Genomic DNA, 15480 nt, shown 5'->3' with positions numbered 1-15480 from the left:
ACTAAATTTATAGACTAATAGTGTTAAAACTGATTCCTGAATTGATTTTTTAGAATTAAGCTTATAAAAGGTTTTATTTTACTGCCTTTTTAGTAAATTAGCACATCTAAAAAATTACTAAAAATGATCTCTGAAAAATACCTTCAACATTTACAGAACGAACTTCAGAATATTGAGAATGACGGACTTTACAAAAGAGAAAGAATCATCACGTCTCAGCAGAGTGCAGAAATAGAAGCGAACGGAAAAAAACTTTTGAACTTCTGTGCTAATAATTATCTGGGATTATCCAACCATCCGGAAGTGATGAAAGCTTCTCAGGAGATGATTCAGTCTCACGGATACGGAATGTCTTCTGTACGTTTCATCTGTGGAACACAGGATATTCACAAAGATTTGGAGAAAAAAATTGCTGATTTCTTAGGTCTTGAAGATACTATCCTTTATGCTGCTGCATTTGATGCAAACGGAGGAGTTTTCGAACCATTATTTACAGAAGAAGATGCTATTATTTCAGATGAACTGAACCATGCATCAATCATTGATGGTGTTCGTCTTTGTAAAGCTGCGAGATACAGATATAAAAACAATAATATGGCTGATCTGGAAGCGCAACTGATTGCAGCTTCTGAAAAGAATCACCGTTTCAAAATTATTGTAACAGACGGAGTATTCTCAATGGACGGTATTGTTGCAGATTTAAAAGGTGTTTGTGACCTTGCAGACAAATATGATGCTTTGGTAATGGTAGATGATTCTCACGCTACAGGTTTCATTGGGAAAACTGGCCGTGGAACTCACGAAGCTAATGAAGTAATGGGTAGAGTAGATATCATCACTTCTACTTTAGGAAAAGCTTTAGGAGGAGCTTTAGGAGGATTTACTTCCGGTAAAAAAGAGATCATTGATATGCTGAGACAGCGTTCAAGACCTTATTTATTCTCCAACTCTCTGGCTCCTGGTATCGTAGGAGCTGCTTTGAAAGTATTGGATATGATTTCTGATGATACTTCTCTTCGTGATAAAGTAATGGAGAATGCAGAATATTTCAGAACGGAAATGAAAGCAAAAGGTTTCGATATTCCTGATGGAGATGCTGCCATTGTTCCGGTAATGCTTTATGATGCACCACTTTCACAGAAAATGGCTGAAAAGCTTATGGATGAAGGGATTTATGTAATCGGATTCTTCTATCCTGTAGTACCGAAAGGAAAAGCAAGAATCAGAGTACAATTATCAGCTGCTCACACTAAAGAACATTTGGATAAAGCCATTGCTGCTTTTGAAAAAGTTGGAAAAGAATTAGGAGTGATCTCTTAAGATAAAAAATCTACTTTTGTAGAATAAAAAACAGGATTTCTTATATTCAGAGAAATCCTGTTTTTTTATTCAGGGGGATTGGAAGTATTGACAATAAAAAAATTGAAATACATTAAAAACACACCAATTTTAAAATGATTGATCCTATTTCTTTTAATAATTAAATAATTGTAGTTAAAAAAATACTATTGCTGAATAAATGATAATATAATATATTTGAAACACTAATTCTAATAACCATTTTGTGAAAAAATATTTACTTCTTTTTGTTTTTTTTAGCTTTTTCAATACATTTTATGCTCAATCTGATGATTATAAATCAATATTTACCGTAAGTGCTTTTGCTCCTTTTCGCGACCAACGCTATAATGTAGGGTATATGCGGAAAATAAATGAAAGATGGTGGATTGGAAGCGAATTGGCCTATGGAACCGACAAAATAATTCCCGTAAATAATGGTAATTTTGAAGGGGAAAACAGGATTTTTGAGATAAGACCGGAAGTTTTTTACAGCTTGGCGCCTCAATCAAGATTAAAACACTTTGTATCAGCAGAAGTTTTCTATTTAAATCAAACAGGAAAAAATATTTCAGGAAAATATTATGACGAAAATGATGTTTATTATTCTTTTAGTTCAGCAGATTATAAAAGAACCAAATATGGAGTAAATATTAACTACAGCATTTTGCTTCATAAAGAGTCTTCATGGTTTGGCTTTATGCCTAAAATTGGCTTTGGTATCAGACAAAAAATGTTTCTTATACTAATATAACAGGAAAAGAAGAAGAATATGCTCCTGTAGATGGTGTTCCTTTTGATTATCATTCCAATCGGCAAGGTTCTAATTTGGGTTTTAATTTTAATGTTGATATGAAAATTATTTTCAAATTCTAAAAAATATTGAATCTTTATTATTTTAAGCTAAAGATTTTAGATTAAATTCTCTTTTTTTCCGAAATAAACTATCTTTGCAAACAAATTTTTAGGATGCTGTATACCGTCATCAAAGCTTTACATATTATCTTCATGGTAAGCTACTTTGCGGGAATTTTTTATCTCGTGAGGATTTTCGTTTATTATAAAGATACCGATGAATTTCCGGAAGAAAAAAAGAAAATTCTGAGAGAGCAGTACACTTTTATGGCCAGAAGGCTGTGGAATATTATCACCGTTCCTGCGGGGATAATCATGGCAGTTTGCGGATTAGTCATGATCTTTTTAAATACCGGGCTGATGAAAATGCCGTGGTTTCATTTGAAACTGACCTTCCTGATCGGGCTTGCCGTTTACCATTACTGGTGCTGGAAAAAAGTCCTTCATTTAAAAGAATTACATGGAGATACACTGCCGATTGCCAATATCAAACTGAGACAGGCGAATGAAATTGCAACATTCATTCTGTTTCTGGTGGTATTTACCGTTATATTAAAATCAATGGTGATCGAATACTGGTGGCAATTAATTGCAGGATTTTTCGTTCTTGTATTGCTGATCATGATGACAGTGAAACTGGTTAATAAAAATAAAAAAAACAAATAATTGTAGAGTAGGGCGTATGTCTTAAAACATGCATCCTTTTTACATCTTACAAAAAAACTATGATTGCAATTTTAAAGAAAGAACTTTGGAGTTACTTTGGAAACTGGAGTGCATGGGTGATCATTGCCGCTTTCAGTTTGATAGCAACCCTTTTCCTGTTCTTTTTCGACAACGATTCTAATATTTTTGAGATCGGAATGGCCTCGCTTCAGAGCTATTTCGTATTGGTTCCATGGCTGTTGATGTTTATCATTCCGGCACTTTCCATGAAAACTTTTGCGGAAGAACAGCAAACCGGAACATTAAACTGGCTTTTCTCACAACCGTTAAAGGTTTCAGAACTGGTAGCGGGAAAATTTCTTTCCGTATGGATTGTTGGGATTTTATGCCTTATTCCATCATTAATTTATCTTTATACAGTTTATGTTTTGGGAGTTCCTGCAGGAAATATTGACTTGGGGATGACTTTCGGAAGTTATATTGGACTGATGATCTTAATTGCTGCTTTTTCAGCAGTAGGAATTCTGGCTTCATCATTATCACAGAATCAGATTATGGCTTATCTGCTGGGTGTTTTCATGTGCTTCATTATGTATTTTGGAATTGAGCAGCTGGCGAGCTATAAACTATTGGGAGGGGCGGACTTTATCCTTCAGAATATAGGTTTCTATCAGCATTTCTTAGGCTTTACAAGAGGGCTTGTTGATTTTAAAGATGTAGCTTATTTTGTACTTGTTATCGGAGCTTCATTAGTATTGTCTAATCATTTTATTAACAAAAAGAAGTAGAATTATGAAGAAGTTCAATGCTAAATCTCCACTGGGAATTTTCTTAATTGTAATTGTTCCTTTAGTGATTATCCTGACCTATTCGGGAATCAGATTAGACTTAACAAAAGAAAAAAGATATACCCTTTCTGATAACACCATCAAAGTATTAGAGTCTGTTAAAAAGCCTCTGACGGTTGAAGTGTACCTAGAAGGAGACTTTCCTGCAAGTTTCAAACAGCTGCAAAGCGAAACGAAATTCATGCTGGAAGAATTCAGAAAAATTAATCCGAAGATTGATTTTAAATTCATCGATCCCATTAAAACAAAAATGTCTCAGGACACTCTGATGGCAATGGGAATGCAGCCGTCTATTCTTCCGGATGTAAAAGACGGGAAAATCTCACAAATCACCCTTTTCCCTTATGCGGTGATTAAACACGGAAATGATGGCGTTTCTATTCCTTTAGTGGTACAACAGGCCGGCATTGATGCCGATCAGCAGTTAACAAGATCTATTGAAGGACTGGAGTATAATCTTGTTTCCAATATTAAAAATATTGCAGCAGCCAAGAGAAAGAAAATCGGAATTCTGGTCAACCACGATGAATTGAATCCGGACGAGTTCCAGGGATTTGTACAGCTTGCCATGGAAAACTATGATGCAGGACCTATTATTCCTAAAAATCAGACAGAGCTTTCAGTGGAAGATATTCCGCTATTGAAACAGATGAGTGCTTTGGTGATTGCAAAACCGAGAAAAGCTTTTACAGATAATGAAAAAGTAATTCTGGACCAGTACATCATGAACGGAGGGAAAACCCTTTGGATGATAGATGCGGTAAATGCTGAAATGGATACGTTAACAAGATCCAAGAAAGTAATGCCTTTCCCGGTAGATATCAACATGACAGATTTCTTTTTCAATTACGGGATAAGAATCAATCCTGCTTTGGTAAAAGATGTGAAAAAGTTTGCTCTTTTAAGACTGGTTACAGGAGAAGTGAGTGGAAATCCTCAGTACACAAGCTTACCTTGGCCTTATTATCCGCTTGGAATTGCTGAAAATAATAATCCAATCACAAAAAATATCAATCCTGTAAAATTTGAATTCCCAACTTCTATCGATACACTAGGAGGGAGAAAGAATATCAAAACAAAAGTTCTTTTCGAATCCAGTGAAAGAACATTACTGAAACAGGTTCCGAACTATGTTGACCTGAAAGAAATTGCAAGTGTAGACAGTCTTGGACAAATGGAAAAACCAAGTACACCAAAGATCTTCGCTGTTGCGTTGGAAGGAAAGTTTAATTCTGCTTATGCATCGAGAATTGAAAGAAAATCATACCCTGGATTCAAAGCATCCAGTCCGCAAAACAAAATGATTGTGATTGCAGACGGAGATGTAGGGAGAAATAAAGTGATCAAAGGAAAACCACTTCCGCTAGGAGTTGATCTGTTGACGAATGAACAGTTTGGAAACGAACAATTCCTTAGAAATGCGCTGGATTATCTGTTAGATGACAGCAATCTGATGGAACTGAGAAACCGAAACATTGAAGAAAGACTTCTTGACAGACAAAGAATCACCGAAGAGAAATCCACCTGGCAGTGGATTAATTTACTGCTTCCATTGGCTATTATCGGCCTTATCGGAGGATTGTTCTTCTGGTTAAGGAAAAAGAAATTTGGATAAACTATAAAAAAATTCCGGAAGATTTTCTTCCGGAATTTTTATTTTGACTTTTTATTGATGAAATATACCTATATTTTAGTTTAATATTATTAGAGATTTATTTATTATTTATTTTATCTTCAATTTGTTTAAATATATTTCCAAATTCTTTATACTGAGCTAAAAATAAAACAATAGTACTAAATGATGCTATGATTTGTGTTAGTACAAAGCCTTTTGCAAGAAGGGTGTTAGGTTTTATTTCACTGCTATTATTCATAATGAAACTTGTAATTGAATAAAAATAAAAATCAAGAAATATTTCAAAATTATTTCCGGTTATTACATTTAGGAAATTTTTATTATTATAATCGTGAATTATCCAATAATAAGTTGAAAACAAAAAAGATGATAATACAATAAATTTTATTACTTCTAAAATAATATAATATTTAGGTTTTGATTGATTAATATTATGAATTTTAGTAACAAAGTCTATAATAATATTCATAATAGCCATTATTAAAAAGAAATAGAAAAAAAATAAAAACGAGTAGAAGGTAAAATCATCCGGCTTTTGAAGTGTTTTATAAACCAAATACATAAAAAGTGGAAGTACTAAATTTAAAATTGAGGGAGTGATTTTTCTAAAAGTACTTTTAATTGACATATTTATTGAATTTTTTGATAGAACATTATGTTAGATTAATTTATCTAATTTAAATGAAATTTTAGTTTACTGAAATTTGAATCTAAATAAGAAGAGAAGCATAATGCTTCTCTTATGGAATTTTATTTATCTTTCAATTTTCTATTCTCTTCCTTTAAGGTTTCCACTTGCCCTTCCAAAACTTTGATATAACTCTGCAAATTTTCTACAATAGAATCCGGAATACTGTGGAAATTGTTGAAATAGCTACCTGCATTATCATTAAAAGTAGTATTGTCATGATTATTATGGACAATAGCTGTTTTTCTTTCTTCTTTGATCTCTTCTACAGGAACATCAAGTGCTTTAGCAAGCTTTTCCCATTCATCATCAAAGATTCTTACTTCATCATTCTCTTTTCGGGAATAATTGGAGACATCTGTGGATATTATTTTAGACATGTATTCCTGTGTGTAGCCTCTTTGCTTTCTTAGATTTCTTAGCTTTTCCATAACGACTTTTATATTTGTGTCTTTGTACAAATATAATTAAAAAGGAGTGAAATTTTAAACCTGCTTATTGAAAAAGCTCTGCTCCTTCTCCGGCACATTCCAAATCCCGTAAAAAACATCATTTTTCTTCTTATCTGTTAAAGATATTTCTATCTTAAAATCTGCGTTATCTGGGAAATTTGCGTGAGACTAAAACATTTTATAACTTACGTAAAATAATAGAGAGAAGCATGCACTTCTCTCTATTATTTTATCCTTCCAATACAGGAATAAGGTGTTCCCAGTTCAGCTGTTTCGCATAATCTAAAGCAGTTTTTCCTTTTTTAGACAGGATGTTTCTATCCGCTCCGGCTTCTAAAACAACTTTTACTGTGGTTAAATTCCCAGCAATGGTTTCTTTATGAAGAAGAGTCAGTCCTTCTTCATCGGTTTGGGTAAGTTCATCGGGATATTGTTGTAAAAATTTTACAAATTCCTCCTTCATATTTTTACTCATTGGATGTTCAATAAGATTTTCGGGATTTTCCTTCTGGTTATTCACAACGAGGATATCATTAAAATCTCCAAAATCTAATTGCCAGGCGTTATCGTGTTCCTTTCTTTCTGCATCAGACATATCAGCACGCATTTTCTGGATGGTAAATCCTCCGTAAGCTTTTGGGAGTGGAGAAGATGAGGATGAAAATAGTTTGGAAAGTCCCTTTGGTTTCTGTACACTCGGAGTGATGGCAAAAAGCCAGTCGCTGATATTTTGTAAAGGAATTTCAACATAATCACCCACCTGAACATTCTTAAGACTGTTGGGTTCATTAATCAAATATCCTCTCACATGATCTCCGTCAAAGAATATTTCATTAATCCACATATGTTCTACCAGGTTTTCTCCGGTTTCTTCATCCTGTTCTTCAAAAGCCGTTTTAACGCATGATACATTAAGTCCGGGAATAATTCTTCTGTATTCCCATGATTGTTCACGCCAGAAATATTTAAAGGTTTCCTGAGCTTTTCTGTAAGCTTCAATCATTTCCGGATCATTTCCGTCTGCAAAAAAAATTGGGTTCTCTTCCATTTAATAATCGGGTTGTGGTGTGTTATAAAATATAGATTACTGCTGGTAGGCTTCTTTCGGAAGCAAGGCTGCAGTTTTGTAATAACTGATGTCAGTGGAAATCTGTTCCTGAAGATCCTGGAAAGTATCATAATCATAATGTATCCAGTTTTCTTCATGATCCGGATCCGGAGTTTTGTCTACAGCCAGTTCCAATTTTCCGTCCTCCTGGTAGCTGCATTCTATGGCTGCATATTTTTCACCGCTTTCGTCGTTGGTATACCAGCATTTTATGGTTCTTTCAAGCTGGGGTTGATGGGTTTCGTTATCGATAACCTGTGAACAGATAAAATTTTCAGGATCTTCTGTTTTGAAAACAGTTTTAGAAATTAAAGGCAGTTCGTCTACGGATAAGGAATACAATTTATTGGTAGAAATAATATAGCCGTCGGTGGTCTCTTTTTTTTCAATATCAAAAAAGTCAGACTTTTCTTTAAGATAATTGACTACCTGAGTTTCGTCTTCTTCGTCACTTAAAAAATAATTGATGTTATAAACACTGTCTTCGTTAATAAATTCAATTTCTTTCAGGAAATCGGAACCTTCCTCATAATAATACAGATGATATTCGCTCAGCTTCACAGCATTACTTTTGGAAATAATCTCTCCAAAAATGTTTTTGTACACTTTTCTCATTTTTAATCATGTTAGTTTGTTTCATCTATTAGTTTAAGTGGTAGGGCAAAGATAAGTTTTCTTTTTTTATCTTAACCTGAAGTGTAAAGTAGTATTTATTTCGTAAGTATTCTATATATCCTTTATAAAATCCTCATATTCGTAGTAAAACCGTTCGAAACCGTCCATTTTGTTCACAAAAAATTCAAAAATTTCTTGCCAGGTGTTTTTGTTAAAAATAGAAACATTATGTTTTTCAACCCATATCCTGCTGATTATCTTACCGTTTTCAAGGGTGAAATATTCTTCTTTCTGAAAATCTCCAATAAAATCTTTTAAAATATCTTCCAAAGACCAGATCTTCTCGTAGTAAGCATTCCGGAAGATTTCATCTTTCATTTCGATATCCAGAGAAACTTCTGCTTTTTTGTTGTCGGCAGAAAATTTAAATGCCATATCCTTGATTTTGGTATCATAAAGAATCCATTTTCTGGGAAATGATCTTCCAAAAGCTGTCCAAAATTCCTTTTTTAATTGCTGTGCCTCTTGTTTACTGAACATAGCGCAAACATAATGATTTAATAGGAGAAAGGCAAAAGTGTGGTACCTAAAACCGTAAAATTACGGATAGCCAAGCTTTCCTTTTTATTCCTTTATTATTCCTGTTTTCAGGTCTTTTTCAAATATTAAACAATTTTCGTATTTTTGCTCTAATGCTTTCAAAAAAATCTCAATATGCGTTTAAGGCGCTTTCATATCTTGTAGAAAAAAGAAATGAAGGCCCGATTCTTATTTCTGAAATTGCGGAACATAAAAAGATTCCTTTAAAGTTTTTGGAAAACATCCTTCTTGAACTGAAAAAAGCGGAAATCCTCGACAGTAAAAAAGGAAAGGGTGGCGGCTATTTCTTAAAAGAAAATCCTGAGAATGTGAAACTGGCGAAAATCATTCGTCTTGTCAATGGGCCTATTGCCATGCTTCCCTGTGTAAGTCTCAATTTTTATGAAAAATGTGATGACTGCAATGAAGATCACTGCGGGCTTCATGATGTACTGATAGAGGTTCGGGATGCTTCACTGAATATTCTGGAAAGTAAAACTTTAATGGATCTGGTAGATTAACCTGATCCTTTTTTTTGAATTAATAGTCTACTTGTTTTGTAGGATAAATATTTTATCAGATATTTGCACTACTTCAAATGAATAAACTATGATTTCAAAAGAAGAGGTAAACCAATTACAAAAGCTTACACCCTCTATTACCGCAGTACATTCCGTGGCTGCATGTATTATTTCCGGAAAGATTTCCTCGCACAGAACTACAGAAAACAGTTCTACTTTAAATGTCTCAATTGGCAATGATGCTGATAATGAAAGAGTATGGACTAAAACGGTTGTGACATGGTGATTTCAAGAAAAATTCAGGTAAGGATTAATGTCCTTTTGATGACTGCTGCTATTATATCCATTGCTGTTTTTTCCATGTATGAACTGGGATATCTGGAAGAACTGCAGACCATTCTGGCAAAAGATAATTATATTTTTTACTGGATGCTTCTGGTAGGTGTTTTTGCAGAAATTGTTGCAGGTTCCATGGGAATGGGATATGGAGTTATTTGTACCACAACCCTTATGCTGCTCAATATTCCACCGCATATTGTAAGTGCAAGTATTCATTCTGCGGAAAGTTTCACCACTGCTGCGGGAAGTCTCAGCCATATTAAATTGAAAAATGTAAGCAAAAGTCTGGTGAAAAAGCTCGCTATTCCGGCTGTGATCGGAGCAGTTATCGGAGCAGTCAGTCTTACTTATCTGGGAGAGTATTATGCGAAAATCACGAAAACACTCATTGCTTTTTACACTTTATACCTTGGATTCCAGATTTTATCAAATGCATTTAAAGAAAAACAAAGTAAAGCGCTGAAAAGGAAAACCAATCTAACCAGACTTGGTGTGATAGGAGGCTTTATAGATTCATTTGCAGGAGGAGGCTGGGGACCTTTGGTGACCGGAACATTGATTAAAAATGCATTCACCCCAAGATTTGCCGTAGGAAGCTCTACCGTAGCCAAGTTTATTCTTACGCTAACCGCTGCCATTACTTTTTTCTTTACTCTGGGAATCCAGCACTGGAACATTATTCTCGGGCTTTTAATCGGAGGAATTATTACCGCTCCTTTTTCAGCGATGCTCACTGCTAAGCTTCCTGTAAAGAAAATGTTTGTGATTATCGGAACATTGGTAATTGTGATGAGTTCTATAACTATTTATAAATCAGTTTTTAATTAAAAACTTTGCATTGTGTTGAAAAATAAAGGGCTTAAAAGGATATTCGGTTTTGAAAATATTTTACTTTTACATCACTAAATATTAGAACATGAATTTACATATCATTGCACTTTTTAAGTTTAATGAAAATTATCTGATGGATGCTGTAGAGCTGTTTCAGAACCTTGTGAAAGAAACAAGAAAAGAAGAAGGCTGTCTGCAGTACGATCTTATCGAAGATAAAGATAATAAAGGAACTTTCTTCCTGATCGAACTTTGGGAAAGTGTAGAACACCACAACAGACATAACGGTCAGGATCACCTTTTAGATTTCCGTAAAGATGCTTCCAAAATTATGGAAAGCTCAGCAGAGGTTTATAAAGGATTTAAGATATATTAATCTTTTAATATTTAAAGATTTAAGAATTTAAATATTTTTAGTTTCCTTAAAGAATAAAAGGCGGTTTCAATATTCTGAAACCGCCCTTTTTATTAGAAAAAATAGAAAGTATTAAAATAAAATATTTTATTTTACGATAAGCTTTTTCGTCTCAGAATGGCCACCGTAAGTAATTTTTACAAGATAATTTCCTGATGGAAGTGTAGAAAGATTCAGGTCCTGCTTGTAGAAACCTGCCTGGTTCGTAAGTTCATCTGAATATACCTTTTTCCCGGTAAGATCATAAACTTCTACATTTCCCTTGTTACCTGCTTTTTCTTTAACATCAAAAAGAACAGTTACTTTTTTATCTGCTGTTGTAGGGTTAGGATAAATACCAAAAGATGCTTTTTTTCCTACTTCAGTAATTCCCAACGTTTCCGTGATCTTTTTGTATTTGAAATACATATTTCCTGTACTAGCTCCACCATTGGTAGTGAAATACATTCTGTAGTAATCGTTTCCTTTTTTAACGTAGTATACAACATCACTTTTTACAGTCCCGATTCCTTTCCATGAATGTCCTACAGTAGTAATAGCTGATGAGAAACTTGTACTGGCAGGAATAGAATTAGCTGCTGTTTGCTGTGTTTCCGGCTGTACCATTGCTACTTTTACGTTTGGACTCTGGATCGCTCCGGAAAGTGGGTACATCTGTACTCCCATATAGAATGTATAATATTTTGTAAATACAAAATCCCATGCTGTTCTGGATGGTTCCAGACTTGGAACTTTTGCTCCGGTATCAAAAGAGAAATAGTTGAAATAAGAATCATCCGTACCGTTAGCCAGAGTTCTTGTTTCCGTAGCTCCCCATGATGTACCGTTCCATTTTGAATATCTGAAAGTATACCCTGCAAAAGCATCTTCAATAGCAAACTTGATATAAGTTCCAGAAGCATATTTTAAAACAAAAATAGCTTTCCCCTGAATATGGTGATTCACCGGGTTGTAAACTCCCCATCCTGTTGAAGGGATATTGGGGTTTGGAGAGGTTACTGGTCCTTGTTCAAAAGCTCCCTGGCTCCAGTCAGTGGTCTGATCCGGATTGTAAAGAGGCGCTCCCCATGAAGATTCATTGCTGATATTGATATTATCCCAATCGGCTAAATTGGTAGAAGCAGTGAATACTTCAATATCTTTAGCATCATTGACTCTTGATCCAAACGCGTAGTTTGAGTTTCTATAAAAAGCAATATCCCAAGTATTGGCTGGCTGAGAAACCATATTACCATCTGCAAGATCTACAAACACACGGTTTTGGTATCCGCTCCCCATTGTCATATTTACCTGTGAGTATCCCAACGCGTCAGTCTGCGCTAAAACGGTCTGCTGAACAGACAATGCCAGTACTGAAGCCAATAATAGTTTTGTTTTCATAATTTATTTTTTAAATCCTTATTTAGAATGATTCCACAAAAATATATAATTATTTTTAATCAGTCTAAATAAAAACATGATTTTTATCGTGTTTTTATTTTAATCGGCATCAGGAAGAGAAAAAAATGGTCATGAAAAAGCCGGAAGGAGCGATCCTGCCGGCTTTAAAAAAGGCAAATAATAGTCTAATAAACCTTATTTTTTGATGAATTTTGATTGAATTGTTTTTCCTTCTGCAGTTTCAATATTCATAAAATATACTCCTGATTGAAGAGCGCTGATATCAAATCTTTGTCCGTTCAGTTTCCCTTCCGCTGCTTTTTGTCCTGCTGCAGAATAGATCTGAATGTTTTTAGGATCTTTTTTTACAATGAATTCTATTGCAGACTGATCAGAATTTAAGGCAAACCTGAAATTTTCTGTTGATTTATTGTTGTCTGATACGCCTAAAGAAGCAGTCGTGTTATACACTACATTATCTACCTGGATTGCTACGTGAGTAGCAGTAGGAGTGAACTTAAATACAATGTATGAACCTGTGGATGCCGGAATATTAACACTGATATTCTGTACTGTACCAATAACCGATACATTAATAGGGCTTCCTACAGGAACGAAAGTTGACATATCTGCAGGGTTGGATGCTACTCCTATCTGAATGCTTCCCGGACCAGGAGATGGAGATACCAATGTAGTATCAAAAGTCAAAGTTTTATTTCCTGTTGGAGTTTCAATTTGTGGAGTGATCAGATAAGAAGAACCTGTTGCATTGTTTCCTGCATACGACTGAACGAATCTATTAGAATCTCCTGCTACAATCATTCTTGGAGGTACAGGAGGAAACTCACCTGTTATCGGTGCAACGATGGCAGACCATCCAAATTGTGGGAAAGTTGTGTTCCCAGCGGTAAAGTTGTTGAAATTTTCATTGATGTTAGATACCTGAGCATTCGCCGTTAAGGCTGTAAACATCAGAGCTCCTAAAAGTAATTTTAATTTCATGAGATTATTTTTATTTAGAATTATTCCACAAAAATATGTAATTATTTTTAATGAGTCTAAATAAAGTTTTATATTTGTCGAAAATTTGTACCCTTATGAAGAAGAAAGTGCTTTCCGTTCTATCATTATCCGTGGCCTTATGGGTAAATGCACAAGAAAAGGATTCTCTTAATCAAAAGAAAATTGAAGAAGTTGTTATTACAGGACAGTACATGCAACAGTCTGTAAACAAATCAATATATAAGGTTGAGGTAATTGATGCAGAACAGATTAAAAATATGGCGGCTACAAATGTTGCCGAGGTTTTAAATCAAAGTCTTAATATACAGATTACCCCGGATTCCCGTTCAGGAAATTCTACAGCCAAGATTATGGGACTTAATGGTGATTATGTAAAAATCCTTATAGACAATATTCCGGTAGTAGGGGATACAGGGCTCGGGAGTAATATTGACCTTACTAAAATTGCTTTAAGCAATATCGAAAGAATCGAAATTGTAAAAGGAAGTATGGGAGTTGAGTACGGAAACGGTGCTGTTGCCGGAGTCATCAACATTATTACCAAGAAATCCAGTACCAAAAAGATCAGTGTAAGGGGCTCATTGCAGGAAGAAACAGTGAGAGACAATTATGATCTTAAGAAAAGAGGAAACGGCAGACATATTCAGAATCTGAATGTAGATTATAATATCAATAATGAATGGTTTGCAAGCATCAATTTCAATCATAACCAGTTTATGGGATATGAAGGAGAAAGTAAAGGCTACAAGTATTTCGGACAGGATAACAAAAGAGGATATGAATGGAACCCGAAAGATCAGTACGATGCTTCTGCTTTGTTAAGATATACCAAAAACAAAACTACATTCTTCTACAAACTGTCTTATCTGAATGAAAAATTCAACTTCTACAATCCTGAGGTCAACAGAAATCCTCTTAATGACGGATTGGGTGGAGTTGCTTATGAAAGCAGAGACAAAAGATACAATACAGACCGTTGGGTTCACCAATTCAATATTCAAACCAACCTGGGGCATATCCGATATATGGGAGACTTCTCCTATCAGAACCAGGACAGAAAATATTATGACTATGTTTACGATATTCCCAACAGAACCATAAAAAGCCGTCAGGACGAAAAGTCTTATTATAAAACAGATGTTATCTACTCCAGAGGGATGTTCAGTAACTTCCTGGATAGTAAAGTTTTTGATTTTCAGTTAGGGTATGAGCTAGATTATACCAATGGTTACGCTTCTCAAATGGCCGGAGATTTCTTTGGTGAAGCCGTAAAAAGAAAAATCTTTACCTATTCCAATTTCCTTTCTGCGGAATGGAATGTTTCAGACAAATTCTCTTTGAGACCGGGAGTAAGATTATCTCTTAGTGAGAACTTCAGCAATCAATACAATTACTCTTTATCCTCAAGATATAAAACTTCTGAGAATTCAAACCTTAGAGCAGTGGTAGGATCGGCCAACCGCTACCCTAAATATGAAGAACTGTACACCTATTTTGTAAATATCAATCATGATGTGCAAGGAAATCCTGATTTGAACCCAGAAAAAGGATTCTCAGCAGGCCTTTTCTGGAACCAGAATTTTGCAGTAGACAATGGGTGGAAAATCGCTTATGGAGTAGATGCATTATATCTGGATGTACGTGACAGGATTGAATTGGTGATGATAAAGGAGCCTTCCACCTACAAATACATGAACATTAATAAATTTAAAAATCTATTGGTTTCAGCTAATGTAGATTTCAGAAAAGATCAGTTTGCTTTGTCTTTAAGAGGATCTGTAAGCGGAACATCAGTATCGATGATTGATTTGAAATCTTCTTCCCCTACAGACTTCCAGTATCTGGTACAGGCAGGCGCTTCAGCAACCTACAAACTGAAAAGTACCGATACCAATTTTGCCCTTTACTACAAATTCACAGGTCCGGACAGACTTTATGTATCTGATGGAGCCAACGACTTCCGTCTTGGAAAAGTAGATAGCTTTCATATGATGGATTTCATTGTGAGTCAGCCTTTCTGGAACAAGCATTTTGAAATTTCCGCAGGGGTGAAAAATATATTCGATGTAACAAGATTAAACTCTACAGCAGTGGCAGGCTCAGCCCATACTGCAGCGAATGGGTTTGTTAATTTATTCTATGGCAGAAGCTATTTTGCCCGATTAATGTTTCAATTTTAAATAATA

The 15480-nt window shown here is 34.8% G+C and carries 17 protein-coding genes; 10 read left to right on the top strand and 7 right to left on the bottom strand.

Annotated elements, in window-relative coordinates:
• Positions 1 to 123 precede the first annotated feature (123 nt).
• The 5 genes from kbl to gldG all read left to right on the top strand — a co-directional run bounded on the left by kbl (position 124) and on the right by gldG (position 5322).
• Entirely contained in the window at positions 124 to 1320 is a 1197-nt protein-coding gene (kbl, locus tag REB14_RS22125; protein WP_079241073.1) for a glycine C-acetyltransferase, read from the top strand.
• A 244-nt stretch (positions 1321 to 1564) separates the two neighbouring features.
• On the top strand, positions 1565 to 2092 hold the full coding sequence (locus REB14_RS22120) for a hypothetical protein (protein WP_309523311.1): 528 nt from the start codon (positions 1565 to 1567) through the stop codon (positions 2090 to 2092).
• 215 nt (positions 2093 to 2307) lie between these two features.
• Entirely contained in the window at positions 2308 to 2859 is a 552-nt protein-coding gene (locus REB14_RS22115; RefSeq protein ID WP_079241075.1) for a CopD family protein, read from the top strand.
• A gap of 59 nt (positions 2860 to 2918) precedes the next feature.
• The gene (locus tag REB14_RS22110) at positions 2919 to 3647 is read left to right on the top strand and encodes an ABC transporter permease (RefSeq protein WP_309523310.1); all 729 of its coding nucleotides are present in this window, start codon (positions 2919 to 2921) and stop codon (positions 3645 to 3647) included.
• A gap of 4 nt (positions 3648 to 3651) precedes the next feature.
• Positions 3652 to 5322 carry a gliding motility-associated ABC transporter substrate-binding protein GldG gene (gene gldG / locus REB14_RS22105; RefSeq protein WP_079241076.1) on the top strand — a complete coding sequence of 557 codons (1671 nt, stop codon included), beginning with the start codon at positions 3652 to 3654 and terminating at the stop codon, positions 5320 to 5322.
• A gap of 97 nt (positions 5323 to 5419) precedes the next feature.
• Here gldG and REB14_RS22100 read toward each other — a convergent pair whose 3' ends face one another.
• The 5 genes from REB14_RS22100 to REB14_RS22080 all read right to left on the bottom strand — a co-directional run bounded on the left by REB14_RS22100 (position 5420) and on the right by REB14_RS22080 (position 8746).
• Positions 5420 to 5971 carry a hypothetical protein gene (locus tag REB14_RS22100; protein ID WP_309523309.1) on the bottom strand — a complete coding sequence of 184 codons (552 nt, stop codon included), beginning with the start codon at positions 5969 to 5971 and terminating at the stop codon, positions 5420 to 5422.
• 122 nt (positions 5972 to 6093) lie between these two features.
• Positions 6094 to 6462, bottom strand: coding sequence for a helix-turn-helix domain-containing protein (locus REB14_RS22095; protein ID WP_309523308.1), 369 nt, complete (start codon positions 6460 to 6462; stop codon positions 6094 to 6096).
• A 250-nt stretch (positions 6463 to 6712) separates the two neighbouring features.
• The gene (locus tag REB14_RS22090) at positions 6713 to 7531 is read right to left on the bottom strand and encodes a DUF2314 domain-containing protein (protein ID WP_309523307.1); all 819 of its coding nucleotides are present in this window, start codon (positions 7529 to 7531) and stop codon (positions 6713 to 6715) included.
• Between the two features lie 36 nt (positions 7532 to 7567).
• Complete coding sequence (locus REB14_RS22085) at positions 7568 to 8206, bottom strand: hypothetical protein (protein WP_309523306.1); 639 nt, start codon at positions 8204 to 8206, stop codon at positions 7568 to 7570.
• A gap of 111 nt (positions 8207 to 8317) precedes the next feature.
• A complete protein-coding gene (locus REB14_RS22080) occupies positions 8318 to 8746 on the bottom strand; it encodes a DUF4268 domain-containing protein (RefSeq protein ID WP_309523305.1) in 429 nt (142 codons plus the stop codon).
• A 152-nt stretch (positions 8747 to 8898) separates the two neighbouring features.
• Here REB14_RS22080 and REB14_RS22075 point away from each other — a divergent pair, with 152 nt between their 5' ends.
• From REB14_RS22075 to REB14_RS22060, 4 genes are all read left to right on the top strand, one after another.
• Positions 8899 to 9306, top strand: a complete 408-nt coding sequence (locus REB14_RS22075) for an RrF2 family transcriptional regulator (protein ID WP_047432274.1) — start codon at positions 8899 to 8901, stop codon at positions 9304 to 9306.
• Positions 9307 to 9394: 88 nt separating this feature from the next.
• The gene (locus REB14_RS22070) at positions 9395 to 9592 is read left to right on the top strand and encodes a hypothetical protein (protein ID WP_079241079.1); all 198 of its coding nucleotides are present in this window, start codon (positions 9395 to 9397) and stop codon (positions 9590 to 9592) included.
• Positions 9586 to 10473 (top strand): sulfite exporter TauE/SafE family protein, encoded by an 888-nt coding sequence (locus tag REB14_RS22065; RefSeq protein ID WP_099049837.1) that lies wholly within the window; start codon positions 9586 to 9588, stop codon positions 10471 to 10473. The genes REB14_RS22070 and REB14_RS22065 overlap by 7 nt, the downstream gene beginning before the upstream one ends.
• Before the next feature lie 88 nt (positions 10474 to 10561).
• The gene (locus tag REB14_RS22060; RefSeq protein ID WP_047376912.1) at positions 10562 to 10852 is read left to right on the top strand and encodes a putative quinol monooxygenase; all 291 of its coding nucleotides are present in this window, start codon (positions 10562 to 10564) and stop codon (positions 10850 to 10852) included.
• Positions 10853 to 10978: 126 nt separating this feature from the next.
• Here REB14_RS22060 and REB14_RS22055 read toward each other — a convergent pair whose 3' ends face one another.
• Both REB14_RS22055 and REB14_RS22050 read right to left on the bottom strand, forming a co-directional pair.
• Positions 10979 to 12271: a T9SS type A sorting domain-containing protein gene (locus REB14_RS22055; RefSeq protein ID WP_079241080.1), complete on the bottom strand. Its 1293-nt coding sequence runs from the start codon at positions 12269 to 12271 to the stop codon at positions 10979 to 10981.
• A gap of 195 nt (positions 12272 to 12466) precedes the next feature.
• On the bottom strand, positions 12467 to 13273 hold the full coding sequence (locus REB14_RS22050) for a T9SS-dependent choice-of-anchor J family protein (RefSeq protein ID WP_309523304.1): 807 nt from the start codon (positions 13271 to 13273) through the stop codon (positions 12467 to 12469).
• A gap of 95 nt (positions 13274 to 13368) precedes the next feature.
• Between REB14_RS22050 and REB14_RS22045 the strand changes: the two genes are divergently transcribed.
• Positions 13369 to 15474, top strand: coding sequence for a TonB-dependent receptor plug domain-containing protein (locus REB14_RS22045; RefSeq protein ID WP_079241082.1), 2106 nt, complete (start codon positions 13369 to 13371; stop codon positions 15472 to 15474).
• The last annotated feature ends 6 nt before the right edge of the window (positions 15475 to 15480 follow it).

Origin of the sequence: Chryseobacterium metallicongregator, assembly GCF_031324065.1 — a bacterium.
Taxonomy (GTDB): Bacteria; Bacteroidota; Bacteroidia; order Flavobacteriales; family Weeksellaceae; genus Chryseobacterium; species Chryseobacterium metallicongregator.
Note: the sequence above shows the minus strand (reverse complement) of the source record. Positions and strands in the feature narration are given on the sequence as shown.

Bases quoted from the DNA above. Each gene is read 5' to 3' on its own strand.
- kbl (WP_079241073.1), top strand. From the start codon at position 124: ATGATCTCTGAAAAATACCTTCAACATTTACAGAACGAACTTCAGAAT.
- REB14_RS22115 (WP_079241075.1), top strand. From the start codon at position 2,308: ATGCTGTATACCGTCATCAAAGCTTTACATATTATCTTCATGGTAAGC.
- REB14_RS22110 (WP_309523310.1), top strand. From the start codon at position 2,919: ATGATTGCAATTTTAAAGAAAGAACTTTGGAGTTACTTTGGAAACTGG.
- gldG (WP_079241076.1), top strand. From the start codon at position 3,652: ATGAAGAAGTTCAATGCTAAATCTCCACTGGGAATTTTCTTAATTGTA.
- REB14_RS22100 (WP_309523309.1), bottom strand. From the start codon at position 5,971: ATGTCAATTAAAAGTACTTTTAGAAAAATCACTCCCTCAATTTTAAAT.
- REB14_RS22095 (WP_309523308.1), bottom strand. From the start codon at position 6,462: ATGGAAAAGCTAAGAAATCTAAGAAAGCAAAGAGGCTACACACAGGAA.
- REB14_RS22090 (WP_309523307.1), bottom strand. From the start codon at position 7,531: ATGGAAGAGAACCCAATTTTTTTTGCAGACGGAAATGATCCGGAAATG.
- REB14_RS22085 (WP_309523306.1), bottom strand. From the start codon at position 8,206: ATGAGAAAAGTGTACAAAAACATTTTTGGAGAGATTATTTCCAAAAGT.
- REB14_RS22080 (WP_309523305.1), bottom strand. From the start codon at position 8,746: ATGTTCAGTAAACAAGAGGCACAGCAATTAAAAAAGGAATTTTGGACA.
- REB14_RS22075 (WP_047432274.1), top strand. From the start codon at position 8,899: ATGCTTTCAAAAAAATCTCAATATGCGTTTAAGGCGCTTTCATATCTT.
- REB14_RS22070 (WP_079241079.1), top strand. From the start codon at position 9,395: ATGATTTCAAAAGAAGAGGTAAACCAATTACAAAAGCTTACACCCTCT.
- REB14_RS22065 (WP_099049837.1), top strand. From the start codon at position 9,586: ATGGTGATTTCAAGAAAAATTCAGGTAAGGATTAATGTCCTTTTGATG.
- REB14_RS22060 (WP_047376912.1), top strand. From the start codon at position 10,562: ATGAATTTACATATCATTGCACTTTTTAAGTTTAATGAAAATTATCTG.
- REB14_RS22055 (WP_079241080.1), bottom strand. From the start codon at position 12,271: ATGAAAACAAAACTATTATTGGCTTCAGTACTGGCATTGTCTGTTCAG.
- REB14_RS22050 (WP_309523304.1), bottom strand. From the start codon at position 13,273: ATGAAATTAAAATTACTTTTAGGAGCTCTGATGTTTACAGCCTTAACG.
- REB14_RS22045 (WP_079241082.1), top strand. From the start codon at position 13,369: ATGAAGAAGAAAGTGCTTTCCGTTCTATCATTATCCGTGGCCTTATGG.